Below are 22,425 nucleotides of genomic sequence, written 5' to 3' on the forward strand. Positions count from 1 at the left end.
AACTCCTCTTGTTCGACTTATTCGACAGTGACCGACTTGGCCAGATTGCGTGGCTTGTCGACGTCGCGGCCGAGCGCGAGCGCCAGGTCGCGGGCCAGGATCTGCAGGGGGACGACCGACTCCAGCGGTCCCCAGCGGTCGATGCCGCCGGGCATCGGGGTGCCGAGACTGAGCCCGAGCGCGGGAATGGTGCTGCCCGCGCCGCCGATCCGGATGACGCGGCCGCCACGGGCCTCGACCTCGGCGATGTTGCTCTCGATCCGACGGTCGCCGGAGTCGATCACCACGACGGGGGTGCCGGCCTCGACGAGCGCGAGCGGCCCGTGCTTCAGTTCGCCGGCCGGGTAGTGCTCGGCCCAGCGGTAGCTCAGCTCCTTGAGCTTCAGCGCTCCCTCGGCGGCGTAGACGACGCCCGCACCACGGCCGAGGAAGAGATAGCCCTGGGCATCCCGGATCTCCTCGATGAGCGGCGGGATCGCCTTCTGCGATGCCGCGATTGCATGGGCGAGGAGGTCCGGGATGCGACGGAGGTCGTCGGTCTGACGCCGGGCGTAGTCCCGGTCGATCCTCCGTGTCGCCGCGAGGGCCGACAGTGCCATCGCCACCCCGGTGATCACCTGGGCGACGAAGGTCTTGGTGGCGGCGACGCCGATCTCCGGGCCCGCGTTGCAGTTGAGCATGGAGTCGGCGCGCCGCGCGAGCGTCGAGTGCTCACTGTTGGTGAGCGCCATGAGCGACGAGGTGCCGAGGTCGAGGTCGTCGATCGCCCGGAGCACGTCGGCCGTCTCGCCCGATTGGCTCAGGGCGATGACGAGCGTGCGCGGGTCCATGATCGCCGACGACGCCTCGCTCGCGATGAGCGAGCTGTTCGGCACGTCGCCGAGGGCGCCGAACGCGTTGGCGATGACCCGCCCGGCGTTCAGCGAGGTGCCGCAGCCGAGCACGGCCACGCGTTCGAAGGGCGGGAGGTTGAGGCCGGCCCAGAGCGAGCCGTCGGCGATCATCGGCGCGAGGCGGTCGATGATGCGGGCGGCGGTCTCGGGCTGCTCCGCGATCTCCTTGCTCATGTAGTCGCTGTGACCCGCGAGCCCGTGCGTCACACCCGACCAGTTCGAGGCCGCGTAGGCGGGAGCCGCGGAGTGCGCGCCGCTCCGGGTCCACACGAACTCCTCGGCGAGTTCGACGACGTCGCCGTCGCTCATCGCCTGGAACTCGTCGACGAACTCGGCGATCGCGTTGATGTCGCTGGCGGCGAAGACGCCCTTGGCCGAGTGGGCCACGAGCAGAGGGGAACGGTGCGCGGCGGCCACCATCCGGCCGGTCTCGGCGTCGAGGGCGACGATCGCCCAGGACCCGTGCAGCCGCAGGGTGGCGGCCGTGACCGCCGAGTGCAGGTCGCCCGTGATCAGCAGCTCCTCCTCGATCAGGTGGCTCACCACCTCGCTGTCGACCTCCGAGGCGAACACGTGACCGGTCTGCTCGAGCTGGCGGCGCAGGGCATCCGCGTTCTCGATGATGCCGTTGTGCACGATGCTGACGCGCTGACGGCAGTCGGCGTGCGGATGCGCGTTCGTCTCGGTGACCGCGCCGTGCGTCGCCCAACGGGTGTGGCCGATGCCGGTGCCCGAGAGGGCAGGACCGGACCAGTCGTCGAGCTGGCGCTCGAGGGTCTCGACGCGGTTGGTGGTGCGCGAGGAGGCCATCGTGCCGTCGACCGTGCGGATGGCGACCCCGGCGGAGTCGTAGCCGCGGTACTCCAGCAGCTTCAGTGCGTCGATCAGGAAGGGGCCTGCGGCTTCGTCCATCCGGCAGGCGACGATGCCGCACATCAGGAGCCCCAGCTGTCGAGGGCGACGCGCGGGGAGCTCGCGACCTCGTGCTCGAGCGACCGCGAGGTGAGCATCTCCTCGGCGACGCGGCGGATGATCTCGTCCAGCGGCGTGGCCGGCACGAAGCCGACGAGGCCGTAGGCGCGGCTGTTGTCCGGCACCCGGCGACGCATGTCCTCGAACCCGGGGGCGTAAGCCTCGCTGTACGGAACGAAGGTCACGCTGCTCTTGGAGCCGGTGACGTCGATGATGCGCCGGGCCAGGTCGATGATCGAGACCTCTTCCGCGCCGCCCAGGTTGAAGGCGTTGCCGTAGGCCGTGGGCTCCTCGACCAGGCGCACCAGCGCCGGCACGATGTCGCCGACGTAGGAGAAGCACCGGGTCTGGTTGCCGTCGCCGTAGACGGTGAGGGGCTCCCCGCGGAGCGCCTGGCCCACGAGGTTCGGCACCACCATGCCGTAGCGGCCGGTCTGCCGCGGGCCGACGGTGTTGAACAGCCGCACGATCGCGACATCCAGCCCGTACTCGGTCCAGTAGGCGTGGGCGAAGGCCTCGTCGATGCCCTTGGCGGCCGCGTAGGTCCAGCGCGACTTGAGCGGCGAGCCGAGGATGCGGTCGGAGTCCTCGTGCAGGCGGTCGGCGGTGTTCTTGCCGTAGATCTCGCTGGTCGACACGAGCAGCAGGGTCGCGTCGTGCTCCACGCAGGCGTCGAGCACGTTCTCGGTACCGTGGATGTTGGTGCGGAGGCTGGTCAGCGGCTGTTCCACGATGAGCTTCACGCCCACGGCGGCAGCCAGGTGGAAGACCCGGTCGGCCCCGCGTACGGTCGCCATCACGGCGTCGCGGTCGAGCACGGAGCCGTGCACGATCGAGAGTCGCGGGTTGACGAGTGAGTCGATCAGATTGCGGGGCGCCCCGGTCGACATGTCGTCGAGGACGACGACCTCGTCTCCCAGTTCGAGGAGGTATTCCACCAAATGGCTGCCGATGAAGCCGGCTCCGCCGGTGATTACTGTGCGCATCGTTGTTCGTCCTATTCGAGTTCGGGTCGGATGGAGTGGGCGGGGTGTTACAGGATCACGCGCTGGGGCACGTCGACCCCGCGGTAGGTGGTGTCGAGGACGAGCTGGTGCGGCTCGATCCAGGTCAGGTCGGTCGTGGAGTGCCGCGTGTGCAGCACCACGATCTCGGCGTCGAAGCGGACGGGGTCGGTGACCGCGTCGAGGTGCGTGCCGCTCGGCAGGGTCACCCCGTCGAAGTGGTCGTCGACGAAGGCCACGGTGGCGCCGCGCTCGATCAGTTCGTCGAGGATCTCGAGGGCGGGCGATTCGCGGAGGTCCGCGACATCCGGCTTGTAGGAGATGCCCATGACGAGCACGCGGGTGCCCACGATGCCGGAGCCGGCGCCCGAGAGCACCTCCTGCACGCGGTCGACCACGCGATGCGGCCGGGCGGCGATCTCCACCATGGCCTGGGTGATCATCGGAGCGGCGACCCGCTGCTTGCGCAGCTGCCAGAGCAGGTAGTGCGGGTCGCAGGGGATGCAGTGGCCGCCGACGCCCGGTCCGGCCAGGAACGGCATGAATCCGTAGGGCTTGGTTGCCGCGGCGTCGACCACGTCGGCGGGGTTCAGATCGAGCGAGCGGCAGATGTCGGCGAACTCATTGGCGAGGGCGATGTTGACAGCGCGAAACGTATTCTCCAAGAGTTTGGTCATCTCGGCCGCCGCGAGCGAGCGCACGCGGTGCACGTTGGTGACGTAGCGGAGCAGGAGCTTGGTCGCCTCCTCTTCGCACTCCGCGGTGGCTCCGCCGACGACGCGGGGTACCTCGTCGTGGTCGAAGGAGGCGTTGCCCGGGTCGATCCGCTCGGCGCTGAAGGCCACGAACACGTCGGAGCCGATCGTGAAGCCCCGTTCGATCAGCGGCTTCACCAGCAGGTCGTCGGTGCAGCCGACGTAGGAGGTGGAGGTGAGCATCAGCACCTGGCCGGCGACGGCGTGGTCGACCACCATCGCCGTGGCGCCCTTCAGGATGGACAGGTCGGGGATGAGGTGCTCGTCGACCGGGGTCGGCACGCAGACGATGACGGCGGCCGCCCGGCTGAGGTCGTCGGGGTTCGTGCTGAGGGTGAAGCCGGGGTGGTCGAGGGCGATCGACAGGCGGGCCTGGTCGACCTCGAGCAGGTCGGCTTGCTGCGAGCGGATGACGTCGATCCGGCGTTCGGAGACGTCGAGCGCGAGCACCCGGCTGTTGGAGCCGTGATACGCGAGTGCGGTCGGCAGACCCACGTAGCCGAGTCCGACGATGGCGACGTCGAATTCGAATCCGGTGGGGGTGGCGGCCGGCTGAACCGGTGCGCTCCATCCCTCGGCTTCCTCGGTTCGCTGTGGGCGGGTGATGCTGTCGAACGTGGTCACGGTGGTCTCCCTTGATCTTCTGGCGCGTGTCAATAGCGGTGGGATCACGGCGGTCTACGACGACGAGAGGAATGAGTGGGTACCTCCGGGTGAGAGGCTCATCCATCTCGTCGCCGTGCGACGCAATCGGGTCGGGTTGAGAGATGAAGTTCGAGTCGTTCGGCCTCTGCCCCCGGACACACTGTCTCCGTCGGCTCACAGGGGAGTCAACGGCTTTTCGGAGGACTGCGGTTTTCAACGCAGGGTTCGCGTCCGAGTGCGGTCGGTGGCGGCGAAGTGCGGTTTACCGCACGAGGATGCGGGGGGCGAGCGCCGCGCGACGAACTAGCGTGGGCCTCGTGACCGAAGGGGGAAGGCTGCGATGCTGACATTCATCGTGGTGCTCGTGCTGGTGCTCGGCATCAACACCATCATCTGGGCGACGGTGGGTGGGATGCGCGTCATCGCCGCTCGTGCGCGTCGCAAGGGCACCGTGCCCGTGCGCCTCCGCGCCGGCGCGCCGACCCGGGACCAGGTGGCCATCCTGATGGCCGCGCACAACGAGGAGATGGTGATCGGCAACACCATCGCCTCCCTCGCCGAGTTCGGCCACGACGTCAACGTGTTCGTGGTCTCCGACGGCTCCACCGACGACACCGCGGTGATCGCCCGTGCCCACGGCGCGACCGTGCTGGAGCTCAGCCCGAACCGCGGCAAGGCCGGCGCGCTTGTCGAGGCCATCAAGCAGTTCCGCATCGCCGAGCGCTTCGAGGTGCTGTTGCTGCTCGACGCCGACACGCACCTCACGGCCGACTACTTCGAGACCGGCCTCGGCGAGTTCGCCGACCCCTCGGTGGTCGCCGTGGCCGGACGCGCCTCCACGCTCTTCGTGCCGCGATCGCCCACCTTCTTCGGCCGTCTGCTCGTGGCCTACCGGGAACGCGTCTACATCGCGATGCAGTACCTCTTCAAGTTCGGGCAGGCGGCCCGCTACGCCAATGTCGTGCCGATCGTGCCCGGCTTCGCGAGCATGTACCGCACCCGCATCCTCTCCGAGATCGACATCGCCGCCCAGGGGCTGAAGATCGAGGACTACAACATGACCTTCGAGGTGCACGCCAAACGCCTCGGCCGCATCGCCTTCCACCCGAACGCGGCGATCGCCCTCACTCAGGATCCGGACACCCTGTTCGACTACGTGAAGCAGGTGCAGCGGTGGAACCTCGGGTTCTGGCAGACCGTCGGCCGCCACCGCTTCCGGATGCGCACCTTCTGGCTCGCGCTCACGCTCTTCATCGCCGAACTGCTGCTCTCCAGCATCGTGCTGATCCTGCTGATCCCTGCCGTGCTCATCTCCACCGGAGTGGCCACGCTCGAGGACCTCGGTCTGAACCCCACGGGGTTCGTGGCCGACTTCGCCGGCGCCCTGCCGCCGCTCGCCCTCATCCTCGGCGTGGTGATCCCCGACTACCTCCTCAGCGTGCTGGCCGCCGTGGTGTCGAAGCGACCCGTGTACCTCGCCTACGGCGTCATCTTCCCGTTTTTCCGCATCGTCGACGCCCTGCTCTGCACGGTGGCGCTGTTCGAGGCGCTGTTCAGCCGGTCGACCGGCAGTTGGAAGAGCCCGTCCCGGCGCCCCGCCCGCACCGAGACCGAACAGCCCGTGCTCAGTTGAGCAGTGACGCGAGGTGCGACCGCGACCGCGCGCCCACCTTGCGGTAGATGTGGGTGAGCCGCAGTTCCACGGTGCGGAGGGAGATGTAGAGCTCGGCCGCGATCTCGCGGTTGCGGAATCCCTTGCGCACCATCTCGGCGACCTCGCGCTCCTCGGGCGTCAGGAGCGCGAGCACCGCGCTCGCGGGAACCGCCGGCGGGGTCTCGGTCTGGACCACGAAGCGGCGCGCCCACAGCGTCGCGCCCGCCTGCTCGAAGGCCGCCGTAGCGGCCGTGGCCGCGTGCTCCGCGGCCTGGGCGTGACCGAGCCGGCCGAGCCGCTCGGCCTGGGCGAGCAGGGTGCGCCCGTGGTCGTAGCTGTAGACCGTCCCGTCGTAGGCCGCGGCCGCCTCGCGGAACAGCGTCGGCGACACGTCGTCGGGGGCGACCAGGGCGCGGGAGCGGGCGATCGCGAGATCGAGCCACTTCGTGGGTCGCACTTTCTGCTGCTCGATCATGCGGCGGAGCACCGCCTCGGCCTCACGCATCCGGCCGGTCGCCACGCAGGCCTCCACCAGGTCGGCGACGTGACGCAGCAGCGAGGGGTTCTCGATGTGGGCGGCCGTCGCATCCGCCAGCAGCAGCACGCGCACCGCCTCGTCGTAGTTCTTTTCCAGCAGGGCCACCTGGCCGCGATGCGTGAACAGACGCGCGAGCACGGCCGGGTTGCGTTCGGCCGAGGCCAGTTCGAGGCAATCCTCGCCGTAGGCTTTCGACTCGTCGAAGCGCTCCTTCGAGAAGGAGTACCAGGCGAGCAGCAGGGATCGCACCGACCGGCGGCTGGTGACCGGGAGCGACGTGGTGAGCCAATCCTCCACGGCCAGTCGTGCGCGGTGGAAGTCGCCCGCCCGCAGTTCGTTGGTGCACGCGAGCGTGTGCGCCCATTCGACGGAGAGCGGATCGGCGTCGGGTTTGCTGAACAGGACCGCGTAGACGCGGCGCGCCTGGGCGTAGCGCTCGCGGTAGGTCAGGGTGGCGGCGAAGGTCACGAGCGACTGCTGGGAGAGTGCCTGCAGCGATTCCGAACTGATCCGGGCCGTCGGCGGCTCGTTGCCCGGCACGTTGTCGGTGGCGTCGACGACGCCGAGCGCTTCCTTATGGGCCTGCATGGCGGCCTCGCTCGCGCGAGCGGTGAACTTCTCGGCCAGCAGGGTGCTGCGCCGCGCCTCGTCGACCTCCCAGCGCACGGCGTGCAGCACGGAGGTGAGCGAGAGCAGGTGCACCGCACCCGACGGGTCGTCGTCGCCGTAGAGACTCACAGCCGCCTCGACGTCGCCGGTGGGGACCATCTGGGTCTTCTCGAACTCGATCGCGATGCGATCGCCCGCCAGCCGCATGTTGAGAGCGGCCGAGCTCGGGTCGAAACGCACGTGAAGCAGGTACCGCTCGGCCAGGTCGAGTTCGGCGTGGCTCGAGAGCGCGGAGGCGAAGCGGAAGAGCAGCGCGTGGTGCGCCTCCAGGTCGACCGCGATGAGCAGGGCCCGCTCGGCGAGTTCGACGGCGGAGTTGATGTCGCCCTCGCTCGCGAAGCGTGTCGCCGCGACGAGCAGTTCGTCGGTGAGGGCGGCATCCGGCGTCGCGAAGCTCGCGTGCCAGACCTGCAGGCGGTCGTCGATGCCCTCGTTCAGCTCGGCCAGCCGCGCGTGCTGCTCCCGGCGCTCGCGCGGCTTCATGTCCCAGTAGAGGTAGGAGCGCAGCAGCGGTTCCACCAGGTGGACGTACTGCCCGTGCGCGATGGCGAGGCCCGAGTAGAGGATGTCCTCCAGCGCGTCGATGTCGTCGGTGCTGGTGCGGGTGAGCGCCGTGATGTGGCTCACCGGCGCGAGGGCGATGGTCTCCAGCATCCGCCATTGCGGCTCGGCGATGCCGGCCAGGCGGTAGGCCGCGGTGTTCTTGATGGTCTCGCTCGGCCGGCAGGGCAGCACCAGGGGCTCGCGCCCGAGCGTCTGTTCGTGGCTGAGCGAGCGGGCGGCCTCTGTCATCACGAGCGGGTTGCCGTCGGCCTGGTGGGCGATGATCTGCAGGGTTCCGGGATCGGTGCCCGGGCCGAGGTCGGCCAGGGCCAGTGACACCGAGTCGTCGATGCTCAGCCGGTGCATCTCACGTTGCTGAAAGCCGGCCAGCGGACTGTCCTCGGCGAGACGCTCGGCGCTCGCCACGAAGCGCAGTCCCGTGCCGGCCAGACGTCCGGCCATGAAGCCGAGGAGCGTCTGGCTCTCCAGATCCATCTTGTCGATGTCGTCGATGAGCACGAGCAGCGGCGGCAGGGTCAGGCCGCGCAGCAGCGACAGCAGGTCGCGTGCGGCGGCGAACATGAACTGCGGCTCCGTCGAGCGGAGGGTGAAGCGGCCACCGAACTCCACGGCACGGGAGTCGTCGATCGACGCGAACACGCGCGAGAAGCCGGAGAGCGGCCAGGCCGCTTCAGCCGGGTTCGCGTGCAGCAGCACGGCCTGGATGGTCGACTCCCGGCGGGCCGCCTCGAGCAGGTTCGACTTGCCGATCCCGGGCTCGCCGACGAACACCACCGCGCTCTCGGCGGGAGCGGTGGCGATGTGCACGACGAACTCGAGCTCATCCCGGTGTGCGATGAACTCCATCAGTGTCCCCGTCCGGAACGGTCAGCCTGGCGGTTCCACACCATGGCGCCGGCCAGCGCTTCGGGCACGCCGACTGTATCCTCGTGCGACTCGGGTCGCGAACTGTATAGAACTCGCCATGACGACACTGTCTACTCGGCCGCACTGGGTGGGTACGGGTGTTGATGGGTATTCGAATTCATACCCTATTCAACGGTTGTAAACAAGGAGTTGCTCGCCCCGAGAGGCATACTCAGTGCTCTGCCAGGAAGCCTTTCACGAAGTCGGCGGTGTCGTGCCAGCCCTCCACGGCGTGGGTCGGAACGCCCAGTGCCTTGACCGGATAGTCGTTGCCGCCCTCGTCGAGACGGTCGCCGACGAACAGCATCTCCGCGAGGGGGATGCCGGTGAGTTCGGCGAGCCGCGTCATCCCGTAAGCCTTGTCGATGCCCTCGCGGGTGATGTCGACCGAGGTCGATCCGCCCGAACGCACCTCGAGGTCGGGCAGCTGCGCGGCCACGGCGGCGCGCAGGCGCTCCTTCTTCTCACCCGTCGGGTCCCAGGCCGCCTTCGCGTCGATGGGAGCGGCCTGGCCGAGCGCCGAATAGGTGATCTGCGAACCGCGGTCCTCCATGATGGGGCCCCAGGTCTCGGTCTCCCAGAGGCCCAGCTCCTTGGCGCTGGCCTCGAGCGCGGTCATCGCCCGGGACTTCTGGTCGTCGGTGAGATTCTCGGCGTAGATCTGCTTCCACTCGCCGTCTTCGTGGCGGTAGTACTGCGTGCCGCAGGTGGGCATGAGATGCAGGCGCGCGAGCTTGTCGTCGGCCCCCTCCGGGAGGTTCGCCACCAGCTGGGACTGGAACTGGCCGAACTGGCCGCCCGAGATCACGCAGACCTCCACCCGCTCGAGCAGACGCACCAGGAGCTCGGCCATCCGGGGGTCGAGCGGTGCCTTCGAGGGGGCGAGCGTGTCGTCGAGGTCGAATGCGACGAGGCGCACAGGGGTCGTCACGGCGAAGGTCTCCTAGTGTCGTGGATGAAGGGGTGTCGTCGTCGACGGATGGGTCGCCGCGGCGCGGCGCACGTCCGATTGTCTCAGACGGCGACCGGGGAGCGGGAATCGGGACGACCCGATTCAGTCGAAGCCGATGACCTCGTCGCCCCAAGCGGCGCGGATCGCGGCATCCGGGTCGTCGACGATCGTCTCGCCGTGGTCGATGACGAGGGTCGAGCGCGTGGTCTCGTCGTAGAGCGGCCAGGTGGGGGCGTCGGTCGCCTCGGGGGTGCCGGTCGCCTCGGGGTCGGCGATGGCGGCATCCGGATGTCCGGAACGGGCGAAGGCGACCCAGCGCCGTTGCAGCGCGGCCGAGACGCGGCGCGCATCGGCGAGGCCGCCGAGGTCGAAGCTGAAGTCCTTCTTCGCGATCTTGAGGTTGCCGAAGACGTAGGCGATCTCCGCGCCGTGGGTCGCCCCGATGCCGAGGAACTTCAGGAGAGGCGGGGAGTGATCGAAGCGGTACATGCGCGTGGGAGCCACCCGGCTGTGCGCGGCGGCCAGCCAGATCGACGGCATCCGGAAGCCGGCGTCGCGGGAGAGCTCGGCGGGGGTCTGGTGGCGCGGGAAGTGGGGATAGGCGCTCTCGATGCGGGCTTCGGCACCCGCGAGGTCAGGGCGTTCGGCCGCGATCTCCTCGAACATCGCCTGCACGCTCACTGAGGTGATCGGCATGAGGGGGGACTTCATGAGTTTGAACAGCGAGGCCTCGTCGTGATTCGTGCCGATGATGAGCGGCACGCGGAGCTGCGTGCCGTCGCGGTACGCGTCGATCGGGTGCACGGGCACGACGTCGCCGTCGACCACGGGCGCGAGGGCGAGCGTGCCCGGCGTCTCGGCTGCCACGGCGCCGACCAGGTCGAACGCCGCCTGGTTGAGGGTGGCGACGGGCAACTCGCGCAGACGCTGCGGCTCGTCCTCCGGCACCCCCGCCAGGGCGAAGAAACGGCGGGCGACCCGGGCGGCCCGTTCGGCGGAATAGACGGAGGTGGCGGGGGAACTCTCGGCGATCGCGCGGTGGAAGAGGCCCTGTGCAGCGGGGGAGGCGAGGAGCGTGGTGACGCATCCGGCGCCCGCGGATTCGCCGAAGAGGGTGACGTTGGCGGGGTCTCCGCCGAAGGCGGCGATGTTCTGCTGCACCCAGTCGAGGGCGGCGAGGATGTCGCGGAGCCCGAGGTTGGTGTCGAACGGGTCGGTCGCTCCGTCGCCCGTGAAGGACGAGAAATCGAGGAAGCCCAGCGCGCCGAGGCGGTAGTTGACGCCGACGTACACGACGTCGCCATCGGCCACGAGGTGCGTGCCGTCGAAGAGCGGCTGGGCACTGGAGCCGGCGAAGTAGGCGCCGCCGTGGATCCACACCATGACGGGCTTCCGTGATTCGGTGTCGGCGGCGGGGGCGAGCACGTTGAGAGTGAGGCAGTCCTCGGACTGCGTCACGCCCTCCGGCAGGGAGATCGCCTTGTTCTCGTGCTGCGGGGCGGCGTGGCCGTAGTCGATCGCGTCGCGGACGCCCGTCCACGGCTCAGGCGGGCGCGGGCTGCGGAAGCGCAGCGCGCCGATCGGAGGTGCGGCGTACGGGATGCCGCGCCAGCTGCGGAGGCCTTCACGGAGCGTGCCGCGCACGGCTCCGGATGCGGTTGCGACGACGAGCGGGTCGACGTCCAGGTCGACGGGCAGTGCGGGCATGAGGCCACTGTAGCGATCCGGGTGCGGGGTGCGCGGCCCCGAGCGGGTTGAATGGTCGGGTGGACCACGAATCGATTGACCTCCTGCGCGAAGACCTCACCGCCGCCCGCTACCGGGTCGATGTGCTCGACGCGCTCTGGGGCGAACAGGCGGCATCCGCTCTGTTCCGTGGGCGGCGGCTGCCGGCGGAGCGGGCACTCGCGCGGCTCCGCGCATCCGGCGACCCGCTGCCGCCGGCCGCGACGCTGGCCGCCCTGTTCGTGCTGGGCGACACCGTGCCGACCGACGAGCTGGCGGCGGCGCTGCCGCGACTGGGGGTCGAGGGGGCGAGCGCGCTCGGGCTGGTGGGGCCGGCATCCGAGGGGTCCGGATGGCGCGCGCTGCTCGATCTGCGCCCGTACAGCTTCGTCGACGCGCTCGGGGCGGGCAGCTGGTGGGTGGTCTCCGATCTCGGCGAGGCCGTGCTCGGGCGGGCGCTCGACGAGGACCACGTGCTCGGTATCGGCGGCGCCTCCACCACGCTGAGCGGGCTGATGATCCCGACGCCGGCCGACTCGGTGCTCGACCTCGGCACCGGGTGCGGCATCCAGGCCATGCACGCGGCCCGGCACGCTCGGCGCGTGGTGGCCACCGACATCTCGCGGCGGGCTCTCGCAGTGGCGGCCTTGAACGCCCGGCTCAACGGCATCGACACGATCGAGTTCCGGTACGGCAGCCTGTTCGAGCCGGTGCAGGGCGAGCGGTTCGATCGGGTGGTCTCGAATCCACCCTTCGTCATCACGCCCCGGGTCGAGGGGGTGCCGCAGTACGAGTACCGTGACGGCGGCATGGTGGGCGACGCCCTGGTGGAGCAGGTGGTGCGGCAGGTGGAGGAGCACCTCACGCCGGGCGGGATCGCGCAGCTGCTCGGGAACTGGGAGTACCGGGCGCGGACGGGCGGGGCATCCGGGGTTGTGGACCGGCGTGACGGGTTCGAAGGGCCTGAGGCGCTCGACGGACTCGACCGGGTTCGTGGCTGGGTGGTCGGCGCCGACGGGCCGCAGCTCGACGCCTGGGTGATCGAGCGCGAGCGGCAGGACGCGCCGACGTACGCCGAGACGTGGATCCGCGACGGCGGCACGCGACCCGGCACGCCCGGGTTCGACCCGCTGTACGGAGCCTGGCTCGACGACTTCGAGGAGCGCGGGGTGCGCGAGGTGGGTTTCGGATACGTGCTGCTGCGGCGGCCGGCGCTGGGGTCGCCGACCCTCGCGCGGTACGAGCGGGTCGACTCGGCGATCGGGTCGAACCCCATGGGTCTCGGAGACCACCTCGCGCTGTGCCTGGCCGGCCACGACTGGGCGGTGCACCGCGACGACGCGACCCTGCTGCGCGAGACCCTCGTCTACGCCTCGGACGTCACCGAGGAACGGCACTACTGGCCCGGGCACGACGACCCGGTGGTGATGACCTTGCGCCAGGGCGGCGGCTTCGCGCGCTCGGTGCCGCTGGACACGAGACTCGCGGCGTTCGTGGGGGCCTGCGACGGCGACCTCTCGGTCGGCGCGATCATCGCGGCCATCGCGTCTCTCCTCGACGTCTCGGAGGAGGCGCTCCGCGCCGACCTCCTCCCGCCCATCCGCGCTCTCCTCGCCGACGCCTTCCTCCGCCCCGCCACCCCCTGACCCGCCCGGCGCGGCCGCGTTCTCGGCCGTCCTCCCTTTCGGGAGGAGCTGCGTGACACGAAGTCCTCCGCAGCCCGTCGTCTCCTGCACCTCCTCCTGAAATCAGCCCCCTCTCCACAGATCTCACGGGGAGACACCTCCGGCTCGGCGACATTCCGATGCTGTGGGCATGGACATCCTCGAATTCACCCACCGTCAGGGCGACGTCGTCAGTACCGCCCACCTGCACTCGGCCGGCTTCTCACCGGCCGACATCTCTCGTGGTGTGCTGCGGGGCGAGCTTCAGCGGGTCACCCGCGGATGGCTCGCCGCAGCAGACACGTCCTCACCGGTAGTCGGTGCCGTGCGGATGGGCGGGCGCCTCTCATGCCTCGACGTGCTGCGGGCGCATCGCATCTGGACCATCCGCGACCCACGCCCCCACGTCCGGGTGGGCCGTCACTCGGGTCATTCGCCGTCAGCGGCGGATGCGCGCCATTCGCGGACGCCAACCGTCATCCATCGTGCCCTGCCGCTCCAGCCGCTGGGCACGACGGCGATCGACCCGCTTCCCGTCGCGCTCGGTCATGCCGTCATGTGCCAGCCGTGGATGGATGCCGTGGCATCGCTCGACTCGGCACTCAACCGTGGCTACCTGTCGACGTTCCAGCTCGCGGAACTCCTCGATCCGCTACCCGCGCGGTACGCGCGGCTCTTCGGCATAGTCGACGCGGGGAGCGAGTCGGGGCTGGAGACCAAGGCGCGACTGAGTCTGCGCGCCGCGACCATCCAGTACCGCACACAGGTGTCCATCCCGGGAGCAGGGCGCGTCGACATCCTCATCGGCGACCGGCTCGTGCTGGAGCTCGACGGCTGGGAGTGGCACTCCAAGAAGGACGACTTCGAGAAGGACAGGCAGAAGGATCTCGTCCTTCATTCCCGCGACTACCGCGTCATGAGGCTGAGCTACGAGCAGGTGACCTTCGGCTGGGAAGCCGCGTTCGAGGTCGTGCGGTCGCTGGTGGCGCGGGGTGAGCACCGGTGGACGGGGCGTCAGCGCAGGGCCGGATTCGGCGTGTGACCTCGTTTCGGGAGGAGGAAACCAGAACGAGGGCCGTATACCAGCTTCGTTGCGCTGTGCTCCTCCCGAAACGGAGGAGCGCAGTGGGGTGGGGGATGTCGGGCGGGCGGGGCGCGACTCTACAGTGGGGGCATGGCGAATCGAGTGGTCGAGACCGACGTGTGCATCGTGGGCGGGGGTCCCGCGGGAATCATGCTCGGGTACCTGCTGGGGCGGATCGGGGTCGACGTCGTGGTGCTCGAGAAGCACGCCGACTTCTTCCGCGACTTCCGCGGGGACACCATCCATCCCTCCACGCTCGCGCTCCTCGGCCAGCTCGGCCTCCGCGAGGAGTTCCTCGAACTGCCGCACAGCGAAGTGCACACCCTCGACTTCGTGGTGAACGGCGTGCGCATCCACGCCGTCGATTTCGGCAAGCTCCCCGCCCCGAACGACTTCCTCACGTTCATGCCCCAATGGGACTTCCTGAACTTCCTCGCGGGCAAGGCCAAGGAGTTCCCCTCCTTCCGGCTGCTGATGAACACGAACGCCACCGGCGTGCGCCGCGCCGGCTCTGCCGTGACCGGCGTGACGGCGACGGATGCCGACGGCGAGCTCGAGGTCGTCGCCCGGCTCACCGTCGCCGCCGACGGGCGCGGTTCCACCGTGCGGGCCGCCACCGGGCTCGAACCCCGCGAGTTCGGCATCGGCATCGACGTGCTCTGGTTCGAACTCCCGAAGCCGCCGGTCTCGCCGCCCTCGACCCTGGCCTACGTCGACCGCAACGCCCTCGTCCTCACGATCGACCGCCGCGACCACCTCCAGGCCGGCGCGGTGATTCCCAAGGGCCGCTTCGCCGAGGTGCGGGCGGGTGGACTTGAGGCCTTTCGCGAGTCACTCGCCAGCACCGCCAAGCCCCTGCGCCCGGTGGTCGACACCCTCACCGACTGGGACCAGGTGAAGCTCCTCACCGTGCAGGTCGCGCGCCTCGAATCCTGGTACCGCCCCGGCCTCCTCTGCATCGGCGACGCCGCTCACGCCATGTCGCCCGCCTTCGGCGTGGGCGTGAACTACGCGATCCAGGATGCCGTGGCCACCGCCAACCGGCTGGCCGAGCCGCTCCTGGGCGACGGTGTGTCGGAGCGCGACCTGGCCGCCATCGAGCACCGCCGCCTCCCACCGGTGCGCGCCATGCAGGCACTGCAGCTGCGACTTCACAGCGCCATCGGCAAGCCGCAGTCGAAACCGCTGCTCTCGAACCCGCCGACGCCGCTGCAACGAGCGGCCCTGAACGTCGCCGTGCCCACGATCCGCGCGATCGCGCCGCGCCTGATCGGCCGTGGATTCCGTCCCGAGACCATCAGCGACGTCGTGGTCGGGGCACAGTGATTCCCCAGTCCGGCACGGAAGACTGAACTCCAGCGACGGCGCATCCGGCGCCCGCTGAGAACGGAGCGATCACCATGGGATTCCTCGACCGCCTCCTGGGCCGAGAAGAACCGCAGCAGCCCGCCCCTTACCCGCCGCAGGCACCAGCCGGCCAGAGCTACCCGCCGCCGGCCGCACCCTCCGCGGCGCCCACCCGCACCGACGACGAGATCGCCGTCGAGCGCTACCGCTACCTCCTCCGCACCGCGCCTCCCGAGACCATCGAGCAGGTGCACGAGGAGGCGTTCACCAAGCTGACACCCGAGCAACGGCGCATCCTCTTCACCCAACTCAGCGAGAACGCCCCGGCAGGCGAGCAGCCGCGCGGCGACGACCCGCGTTCGCTCGCCCAGGCGGCCACGCGATCCGAGATCCGGCAGCCCGGCACGCTGGAGCGCTCCTTCAACGGTGCGAACCGCGGCGGCAACGGCGGCATGGGCTTCGGCAGCATGGTGGCGAGCTCGTTGCTCGGCACGGTCGCGGGCTACGTGATCGGATCGGCCCTCGTCAGCGCCTTCCTGCCCGACCCGGGAGCCGACCAGGCCGCGGGCGACAACGGTGACGCCGGCAACGACAACTCGGGCGACGGCTCCAACGATGGCGGCTCGGGCGACGGCTCGGGCGACAGCGGCGGCACGGATGCCGGTGGCGACGCGGGCGGCGCGTCCGACGGCGGGGTCAGCGCCGACGGCGGTGGCTGGGGCGACAGCGGCGGCGACTGGTCGGGTGGATCGGGCGACTTCGGCGGTGGAGACTTCGGCGGGGGCGACTTCGGTGGCGGCTTCGACTTCTGATGCGCCGCCGAGTCGGTAGAGTCTGACGTTATGACCGATCTGCGCATCGTCGAGCACGAGCAAGACGACACCGTCACCTACTTCGTCACGACCGATCTGAACCCCGACGACTTCCCGGGTGCGCCCTCGCTCGGCCCGTTCGACACACGGGCCGAGGCCGAGCAGGCCCTGAAGGACTGGGATCAGGAGCTCATCGACGACGCGACGCCCGACGACGACGCGGCGCCCGCGACGGCGTAGGCCGCGTCGGAGTCCGAGTCTGGGCCCGAAAGGACCCTGACCGGCGCAGGCGAGGGCGCGACCGCTACGCGTTCTGCAGCACGATGACGACCGAGATGGCCCCGATGCTCAGCGCGACGAGCCCGATGATCACGATCCAGGCGAGCATGCGCGCGTGGCCGAGCCGGCCGATGAAACCGGACGGGCGGTTGTCGTACTCGTCGTCGTCGTTGTTCATGTGATGACGATACCGGGTAGCGTGAGTATCGGCCCAGCCCGTCGACACCGAAGAAGGCGATGAACCCCTACGAGAGCCGTCCGTGGCTGAACAGCTATTCCCCTGAGCTCTCCCCGACCATCGATCCGGTCGAGTACGACTCGATCGGCGCGCTGATCCACGAGGTCTGCCACAAGTACGCCGATCGCCCGGCGTTCTCGAACCTCGGCACGGTGCTCACCTTCCGCCAGATCGACGCCCTCTCCGACCGCTTCGCCGCCTTCCTGGTGGGCGAGCTCGGGCTCGTCAAGGGCGACCGCATCGTGCTCCAGATGCCGAACCTCCTGCAGTACCCGGTGGCCGTCTTCGGCGCCCTCAAGGCCGGTCTCGTGGTGGTGAACGCCAACCCGCTCTACACCGCGCACGAGATGAAGAAGGTGTTCGTCGACTCGGGCGCCGTGGCGATCGTGGTGCTCGAGAACTTCGCCGACAAGCTCGACACGATCATCGCCGAGACGAGCATCCGCCACGTCGTGCTGACGGATGTCGGCGACCTCCTGCCCCCGGCGAAGCGCGTGATCACGAACTTCGTGGTGAAGCACGTGCAGAAGATCGTGCCGAAGCACGGCCTCACCGGCACCATCCCGTTCCGCGAGGCGCTCGCGAAGGGTGCGAAGCACGCATCCGTCGCACTACCCGAGGTGACGCGTGACGACACGGCCCTGCTGCAGTACACCGGCGGCACGACCGGCGGCACGAAGGCCGCCGTCGTCACGCACCTCAACCTGATGTCGAACCAGGCGCAGATGCTCGCCCCCATGCGCCTGCGTCTCGACGAGGGCCAGGAGACGGTCATCGCGGCCCTGCCGATGTACCACATCTTCTGCCTCACGGTGAACTGCCTGGCGTTCTTCAACTACGGCGCGCACAACGTGCTCATCACCAACCCGCGTGACACGGCCGGGCTCACGAAGACGATCGCGAAGACCAAGCCGAGCGTGCTCATCCTGGTGAGCACCCTCGCCGCCTCGCTCCTCGACCGCGACGACTTCAAGGCCCTCGACTTCTCGGGCGTGAAGCTCACCGTGGCGGGCGGCATGGCCCTCCGCTCCTCGACCGCGTCGGCGTGGAAGGATGCCACGGGCAACGACGTGCTCGAGGGCTACGGCCTCACCGAGGCCTCACCCGTGGTCGCGGTGAACCCCACCTGGATGGCGCCGCGTGTCGGCACGATCGGCCTGCCGCTTCCCTCCACCGACATCGAGATGCGCGACGACGACGGCAACGTCGTCCCGCTCGGCGAGGCCGGCGAGATGTGCGTGCGCGGCCCGCAGGTGATGCAGGGCTATTGGAATCAGCCGGAGGCCACGGCCGAGGTGCTGAAGGGGGAGTGGCTGCTGACCGGCGACGTCGCCTCGATGTCCGACGACGGCTACATCACCATCGTCGACCGCAAGAAGGACCTCATCGTGGTCTCCGGCTTCAACGTCTACCCGAGCGAGGTGGAAGAAGTCGCGATGGCGCATCCGAAGGTCAAGGACGCCGGGGTCATCGGAGTGCCCGACGATCATTCCGGCGAGGCCGTGGTGCTCTTCGTGGTCAAGTCCGACGACTCGCTCACGGAAGACGAGTTGCGCACGTACCTCAAGGGCGAGCTGGCCGGCTACAAGCGGCCGAAGCGCATCCTCTTCCGCGATGACCTGCCGAAGTCCAACGTGGGCAAGGTGCTCAGGAGGGAACTGCGGGAGCTTCTGCAGAACGACTGACCGGCTTCGGCCGGCGCAGCACGATCGTCACGGCGATCACCAAGGCGATGACGATCGTGATCGCCAGCACCACCCCCGCGAGCGGCAGCACGCCCGTGAGCAGGGGGAGCAGCAGGATCACGACGGCCGCCCCGAGGGAGACCGCCGGCGGAATGACGGTGGGCCGGATCAGCGGGCGGTAGAGCACCCACATCGCCACCAGGAAGACCGCGACCGGGATGGCGATCGAGTACGCCACCACCACGGCCGACGCATCGAGATGGTGCCCGATCGCCTCCACGCTCACCTCGAGCCCCGCGCCGAGCGCGGCCAACGACGCGAAGACGAAGTAATGTCCGTAGCCCCAGAAATACGACCAACTGCGGTTGCGCTCCAGCCCTTCGTGCGCCGGTTCGAGGAAGTAGACCCACCACAACCCGAACAACAGGGTGAGACCGGATGCCGCGAGCAGCACGAACTCGCCCGACGACGATCCGGCGCTCACGACACCCTGCACGCTGACGCTCGACGCGAGCACCGACTCCCCGAGCACGATGATGGTGAACAGGCTGTAGCGCTCAGCCACGTGATGCGGGTGCCAGGTGGTCATCCGCGGGCGCTCAGCCCAGATCGGCACCGCCATCTCGCACGCGGCGAGGAGAGCGAAGATCGCGACCTCCGCGCCGAAGGGCCAGCCCTGCACCAGGAAGAGGCGGAGGATCCAGAGCGCCTGCACCACCGAGATGCCGATCGCGTAGCGCACGGCGGTGGCGCGCCCCTCGCGGTCCTGGGTGGCGGCCCGGAGCCATTGCGCCACGAGCGCGATCCGCATGATGAAGTAGCCGAGGGTGATGAGCGTGAAGTTCTGGCCCTCGAACGCCGTCGGCACACCGGCCGCCAGCACGAGCACCCCGCCCATCTGGAGCATGGTGAGGAGTCGATAGGGCACGTCGTCGGTGTCGTAGGCCGACGCGAACCAGGTGAAGTTGAGCCACGCCCACCAGATGGCGAAGAACACCATCAGGTAGTTCGGCAGCGCGGTGTCGAGGTGGTCCTCGGCGATGGCGTGCGCGAGCTGGGTGACGATCGAGGCGATGGCCACCACGAAGGTGAGGTCGAAGAGCAGTTCGAGCGGGCTGGAGACCCGGCCGGGCTCGTCGATGCTGCGGGAACGCATCCGCACCACGGGGATCAGGCCGCTGAGGGCGTGCGCGTCTTTCGACATGCGCACCAGCATAGGGCCGCGTCGGAGGACCGAGGATCCGCTCAGAGGAACAGCAGCACGAACTGCAGCACCACGGCCAGCACCCCGATGCCGAGCAGGATCCAGCCCGTGGTGCGGAGGGCCCGGCCCTCGTGCTTCGGGTCGTCGATCCGCCCCACCGAGGGGTCTCGCGGGCTGACGTACACCGTCACGTCCTCGCCGGGTTCGAGCACCTGGGTGTCGTCGTCGATCGACGGCGCCTCGTAGAGCAGCCCGTCCTCGCCGAGCCAGCGGTAGGCGAGATCGCCGCTGCCGTCGACCACCACGACGCCGAGCGTCTCGGTCCAGCCGCGGAAGTACGCGCCGCGCAGGAGTCCGATCACGAGAAGCACCACTCCGGCGCCGAGGCCGATCCAGCTGAACAGCTCCGTGATCAACGACACGGCGTCGATCGCATCCTCCATGGTCAACACCCTATTGGGCGCGGGCCCCGCGCCGCGTCGCAGCCCCCGGCCGCGCCGGAGCCCCCCGCTAGAGTGGCAGCGTGAACGGTGTGCAGCTCCTCCTCGTGATCGTGGGAGCGATCGCGTTGACCGGATTGGCGCAGCGCCGGGGCCTGCAGCCGGCCCTCGTGATCACGCTGGTCGGCTTCGCCGCCTCCTTCATCCCGGGCTTCACCGGCATCGAGCTCGACTCCGACATCATCCTGGGCCTCGTGCTCCCGCCGCTGCTCTATTCGGCGGCGCTCAACTTCTCGTTCTTCTCGTTCGTCCGCAACCTCCGCCCGATCATCGGTCTCGGTGTGGGACTCGTGGTCGTGACGACTCTCGTCGTCGGCGTCTTCGCCGCCTGGGCGGTGCCGGCGCTCACCTTCGGCACGGCGATCATCCTCGGTGCGATCGTGTCGCCCCCGGATGCCGTCGCCGCGGTGGCCATCGGCCGCAAGCTGGGCCTGCCCAAGCGGGTGATGTCGATCCTCACCGGCGAGAGCCTGGTGAACGACGCGGCAGCACTCACCTTGTTCTCCATCGGTGTCGCTGCGGTGGCGGGCACCCACACCATCTTCGAGAACCCGGTTCTCCTGTTCCTCTACAGCGCCCTGATCGGGATCGTGGTGGGCATCGTGCTCGCCTGGGTCTCCATGCTCATCCGTCGCCTGCTGAAGGATGCCGCGCTCGAGACCGTGCTGGGCCTGATCGTGCCGTTCGCCGCCTACCTGCTTGCCGAGCAGCTCGAGGCCTCGGGCGTGCTCGCGGTGGTGGCCGCCGGCTTCGTCGTGGGCACGAATGCCAGTCGGGCGGGCTACGAGACCCGGTTGCAGGAGCGCCAGGTGTGGAGCTCGCTCGACGTGCTGCTCGAGGCCTTCGTGTTCGCCTACATCGGCCTGCAGCTGCGGTTCGTCATCCAGGACCTCGCCGACGCCGGGCAGTCGGTCTGGGCGGTGTTCGGCGCAGGGCTGCTCGTGCTGCTCGTGGTGCTGTTCATCCGGCCGGTCTGGGTGTTCCTCTCCTTCGGACGCAACTACTTCACCGACCGCATTATGCGGCGCAAGATGGCGAGCGACGTGCGCATCCGCGACCGGATCGCCCGGGAGAACGAGATCCGGGTCGCGCGCGGACGGAGACCCCGGCAGTATCCGGTGTTCCTCAACTGGCGCGAGAGCGTCGTGGTGTCATGGACCGGGATGCGCGGTGTGGTCACCCTCGCCGCCGCGGCCGGTGTGCCGGTACTGCTGGCGAACGGGCAGCCCTTCCCGGGACGTGCCGAGATCCAGGCGATCGCATTCGTCGTCGCTGTGGGCACCCTGCTCGTGCAAGGGCTCACGCTGCCCGCTCTGATCCGTGCGCTGCACCTCAGCGACCCGAAGCAGGACGCCTACGACAAGGAGCAGGCCGAGCTCGCCTTCACGGTGGCGCAGAACGCGGCCTCGAAGGAGTTCGCCGCGTTCGTCGAGGCGCCGCCCGAGGGGATGCCGCCGGAGCTGCTCGAGCGGGTGCAGACCATGGTGGCGCGGCAGTCCGGCGACGCGGAACGCGCGCCCGACCCGACGCAGGGCGAATTCGGAAAGGCGTTCGGTTCGCTCTACCGCCGTGTGCTGCAGGCCCAGCGCACCGCCGTCGTGGCCGAACGCGACGCGAACAAGCTGGACGACGACGCCGCCCGCGACTTCCTCGAGCAGCTCGACTACCAGGAAGCGGCGATCGTGTCGCGGCTCGGCAACCGACTCTGACGCATCCCGCGCTCCTATCCGCTCCACCCGACCGAGGAGAACCATGATCATCACCTTCGACGGCGCCACCCCCGAGATCGACGAGACGGCCTGGATCGCGCCCACCGCGACGGTCATCGGCCGCGCCCGGTTGGGCGCCCGCTCGAGCGTCTTCTACGGCGCGGTCGTGCGCGGCGACACCGACGCGATCTCGCTCGGTGAGGGGTCGAACCTCCAGGACAACGTGGTGGTGCACGCGGATGCCGGCATCCCCACCACCATCGGCGCCGGCGTGAGCGTGGGGCACGGCGCCGTGCTGCACGGCTGCACCATCGAGGATGACTGCCTCATCGGCATGAGCGCCACCGTGCTGAACGGCGCCGTCATCGGCGCCGGCTCCCTCGTGGCCGCCGGAGCCGTGGTGCTGGAGGGCACGATCGTGCCGCCCGGTTCCCCTCGTGGCCGGTGTCCCGGCCAAAGTGCGCCGCGAGCTCACCGACGACGAGCGCGCGCGCATCCGTCGCAACGCGGACACCTACCTGCGCCTGACCGCGGGCCACGCCGTGGCCACAGTGGTCGACTGACCGCCGAATCGCCATAATCCGTCGGTAGGGCGTGCGGCGAAGCGGCGTGTCGTGGCGACTCGA

The 22,425-nt window shown here is 69.5% G+C and carries 17 protein-coding genes and 1 pseudogene; 9 read left to right on the forward strand and 9 right to left on the reverse strand.

The annotated features are described in order from the left end of the window. Window positions 1-17: 17 nt before the first annotated feature. From glmS to ACFJGU_RS13880, 3 genes are read right to left on the reverse strand one after another with little or no spacing between them, the layout of a single operon-like run. The gene (gene glmS / locus ACFJGU_RS13870) at window positions 18-1,829 is read right to left on the reverse strand and encodes a glutamine--fructose-6-phosphate transaminase (isomerizing) (protein ID WP_382304093.1); all 1,812 of its coding nucleotides are present in this window, start codon (window positions 1,827-1,829) and stop codon (window positions 18-20) included. Beyond that, window positions 1,829-2,851 (reverse strand): NAD-dependent epimerase/dehydratase family protein, encoded by a 1,023-nt coding sequence (locus tag ACFJGU_RS13875; RefSeq protein ID WP_382304094.1) that lies wholly within the window; start codon window positions 2,849-2,851, stop codon window positions 1,829-1,831. Before ACFJGU_RS13875 ends, glmS begins: the two co-directional genes overlap by 1 nt. A gap of 47 nt (window positions 2,852-2,898) precedes the next feature. Further along, window positions 2,899-4,248 carry a nucleotide sugar dehydrogenase gene (locus ACFJGU_RS13880; RefSeq protein WP_382304095.1) on the reverse strand — a complete coding sequence of 450 codons (1,350 nt, stop codon included), beginning with the start codon at window positions 4,246-4,248 and terminating at the stop codon, window positions 2,899-2,901. A gap of 361 nt (window positions 4,249-4,609) precedes the next feature. Here ACFJGU_RS13880 and ACFJGU_RS13885 point away from each other — a divergent pair, with 361 nt between their 5' ends. Then, window positions 4,610-5,902: a glycosyltransferase gene (locus ACFJGU_RS13885; protein WP_382304096.1), complete on the forward strand. Its 1,293-nt coding sequence runs from the start codon at window positions 4,610-4,612 to the stop codon at window positions 5,900-5,902. Here the strand turns inward: ACFJGU_RS13885 and ACFJGU_RS13890 are convergent. From ACFJGU_RS13890 to ACFJGU_RS13900, 3 genes are all read right to left on the reverse strand, one after another. Further along, entirely contained in the window at window positions 5,895-8,540 is a 2,646-nt protein-coding gene (locus ACFJGU_RS13890) for a LuxR C-terminal-related transcriptional regulator (RefSeq protein ID WP_382304097.1), read from the reverse strand. The two genes, ACFJGU_RS13885 and ACFJGU_RS13890, sit on opposite strands and share 8 nt — an antisense overlap. Window positions 8,541-8,772: 232 nt before the next feature. Then, window positions 8,773-9,531, reverse strand: a complete 759-nt coding sequence (locus tag ACFJGU_RS13895; protein ID WP_382304098.1) for an HAD-IIB family hydrolase — start codon at window positions 9,529-9,531, stop codon at window positions 8,773-8,775. 123 nt (window positions 9,532-9,654) lie between these two features. Then, complete coding sequence (locus ACFJGU_RS13900) at window positions 9,655-11,259, reverse strand: carboxylesterase/lipase family protein (RefSeq protein WP_382304099.1); 1,605 nt, start codon at window positions 11,257-11,259, stop codon at window positions 9,655-9,657. Between the two features lie 59 nt (window positions 11,260-11,318). Between ACFJGU_RS13900 and ACFJGU_RS13905 the strand changes: the two genes are divergently transcribed. From ACFJGU_RS13905 to ACFJGU_RS13925, 5 genes are all read left to right on the forward strand, one after another. Beyond that, window positions 11,319-12,923, forward strand: coding sequence for a methyltransferase (locus ACFJGU_RS13905; protein WP_382304100.1), 1,605 nt, complete (start codon window positions 11,319-11,321; stop codon window positions 12,921-12,923). Between the two features lie 169 nt (window positions 12,924-13,092). Next, the gene (locus ACFJGU_RS13910; protein ID WP_382304101.1) at window positions 13,093-13,983 is read left to right on the forward strand and encodes a type IV toxin-antitoxin system AbiEi family antitoxin domain-containing protein; all 891 of its coding nucleotides are present in this window, start codon (window positions 13,093-13,095) and stop codon (window positions 13,981-13,983) included. Window positions 13,984-14,115: 132 nt separating this feature from the next. Beyond that, on the forward strand, window positions 14,116-15,351 hold the full coding sequence (locus ACFJGU_RS13915) for an FAD-dependent oxidoreductase (RefSeq protein ID WP_382304102.1): 1,236 nt from the start codon (window positions 14,116-14,118) through the stop codon (window positions 15,349-15,351). A gap of 74 nt (window positions 15,352-15,425) precedes the next feature. Then, entirely contained in the window at window positions 15,426-16,184 is a 759-nt protein-coding gene (locus ACFJGU_RS13920; protein WP_382304103.1) for a hypothetical protein, read from the forward strand. A 30-nt stretch (window positions 16,185-16,214) separates the two neighbouring features. After that, window positions 16,215-16,424, forward strand: coding sequence for a hypothetical protein (locus ACFJGU_RS13925; protein ID WP_382304104.1), 210 nt, complete (start codon window positions 16,215-16,217; stop codon window positions 16,422-16,424). Window positions 16,425-16,488: 64 nt separating this feature from the next. Here ACFJGU_RS13925 and ACFJGU_RS13930 read toward each other — a convergent pair whose 3' ends face one another. Next, window positions 16,489-16,641 (reverse strand): hypothetical protein, encoded by a 153-nt coding sequence (locus ACFJGU_RS13930; RefSeq protein ID WP_382304105.1) that lies wholly within the window; start codon window positions 16,639-16,641, stop codon window positions 16,489-16,491. A 59-nt stretch (window positions 16,642-16,700) separates the two neighbouring features. Between ACFJGU_RS13930 and ACFJGU_RS13935 the strand changes: the two genes are divergently transcribed. Further along, a complete protein-coding gene (locus ACFJGU_RS13935) occupies window positions 16,701-18,386 on the forward strand; it encodes an AMP-binding protein (RefSeq protein ID WP_382304106.1) in 1,686 nt (561 codons plus the stop codon). On the opposite strand, the gene ACFJGU_RS13940 is transcribed toward ACFJGU_RS13935, so the two are convergent. Then, window positions 18,349-19,590: a low temperature requirement protein A gene (locus ACFJGU_RS13940; protein ID WP_382304107.1), complete on the reverse strand. Its 1,242-nt coding sequence runs from the start codon at window positions 19,588-19,590 to the stop codon at window positions 18,349-18,351. The genes ACFJGU_RS13935 and ACFJGU_RS13940 overlap by 38 nt on opposite strands. Before the next feature lie 41 nt (window positions 19,591-19,631). Continuing rightward, window positions 19,632-20,033, reverse strand: coding sequence for a DUF3592 domain-containing protein (locus tag ACFJGU_RS13945; protein ID WP_382304108.1), 402 nt, complete (start codon window positions 20,031-20,033; stop codon window positions 19,632-19,634). A gap of 80 nt (window positions 20,034-20,113) precedes the next feature. On the opposite strand from ACFJGU_RS13945, the gene ACFJGU_RS13950 reads away from it, so the two are divergent. Together ACFJGU_RS13950 and ACFJGU_RS13955 are read left to right on the forward strand one after the other, a co-directional pair. Then, window positions 20,114-21,799: a Na+/H+ antiporter gene (locus ACFJGU_RS13950; protein ID WP_382304109.1), complete on the forward strand. Its 1,686-nt coding sequence runs from the start codon at window positions 20,114-20,116 to the stop codon at window positions 21,797-21,799. A 43-nt stretch (window positions 21,800-21,842) separates the two neighbouring features. Then, a pseudogene (locus tag ACFJGU_RS13955) lies at window positions 21,843-22,362 on the forward strand (gamma carbonic anhydrase family protein). Window positions 22,363-22,425: the final 63 nt, after the last annotated feature.

The organism is Herbiconiux sp. UC225_62 (genome assembly GCF_042694625.1).
Classification (GTDB): Bacteria; Actinomycetota; Actinomycetes; order Actinomycetales; family Microbacteriaceae; genus Herbiconiux.

Coding starts and splice junctions, on each gene's coding strand:
- glmS (WP_382304093.1), bottom strand. CDS start 1,829: ATGTGCGGCATCGTCGCCTGCCGGATGGACGAAGCCGCAGGCCCCTTC.
- ACFJGU_RS13875 (WP_382304094.1), bottom strand. CDS start 2,851: ATGCGCACAGTAATCACCGGCGGAGCCGGCTTCATCGGCAGCCATTTG.
- ACFJGU_RS13885 (WP_382304096.1), top strand. CDS start 4,610: ATGCTGACATTCATCGTGGTGCTCGTGCTGGTGCTCGGCATCAACACC.
- ACFJGU_RS13890 (WP_382304097.1), bottom strand. CDS start 8,540: ATGGAGTTCATCGCACACCGGGATGAGCTCGAGTTCGTCGTGCACATC.
- ACFJGU_RS13900 (WP_382304099.1), bottom strand. CDS start 11,259: ATGCCCGCACTGCCCGTCGACCTGGACGTCGACCCGCTCGTCGTCGCA.
- ACFJGU_RS13910 (WP_382304101.1), top strand. CDS start 13,093: ATGGACATCCTCGAATTCACCCACCGTCAGGGCGACGTCGTCAGTACC.
- ACFJGU_RS13915 (WP_382304102.1), top strand. CDS start 14,116: ATGGCGAATCGAGTGGTCGAGACCGACGTGTGCATCGTGGGCGGGGGT.
- ACFJGU_RS13920 (WP_382304103.1), top strand. CDS start 15,426: ATGGGATTCCTCGACCGCCTCCTGGGCCGAGAAGAACCGCAGCAGCCC.
- ACFJGU_RS13925 (WP_382304104.1), top strand. CDS start 16,215: ATGACCGATCTGCGCATCGTCGAGCACGAGCAAGACGACACCGTCACC.
- ACFJGU_RS13930 (WP_382304105.1), bottom strand. CDS start 16,641: ATGAACAACGACGACGACGAGTACGACAACCGCCCGTCCGGTTTCATC.
- ACFJGU_RS13935 (WP_382304106.1), top strand. CDS start 16,701: ATGAACCCCTACGAGAGCCGTCCGTGGCTGAACAGCTATTCCCCTGAG.
- ACFJGU_RS13940 (WP_382304107.1), bottom strand. CDS start 19,590: ATGTCGAAAGACGCGCACGCCCTCAGCGGCCTGATCCCCGTGGTGCGG.
- ACFJGU_RS13945 (WP_382304108.1), bottom strand. CDS start 20,033: ATGGAGGATGCGATCGACGCCGTGTCGTTGATCACGGAGCTGTTCAGC.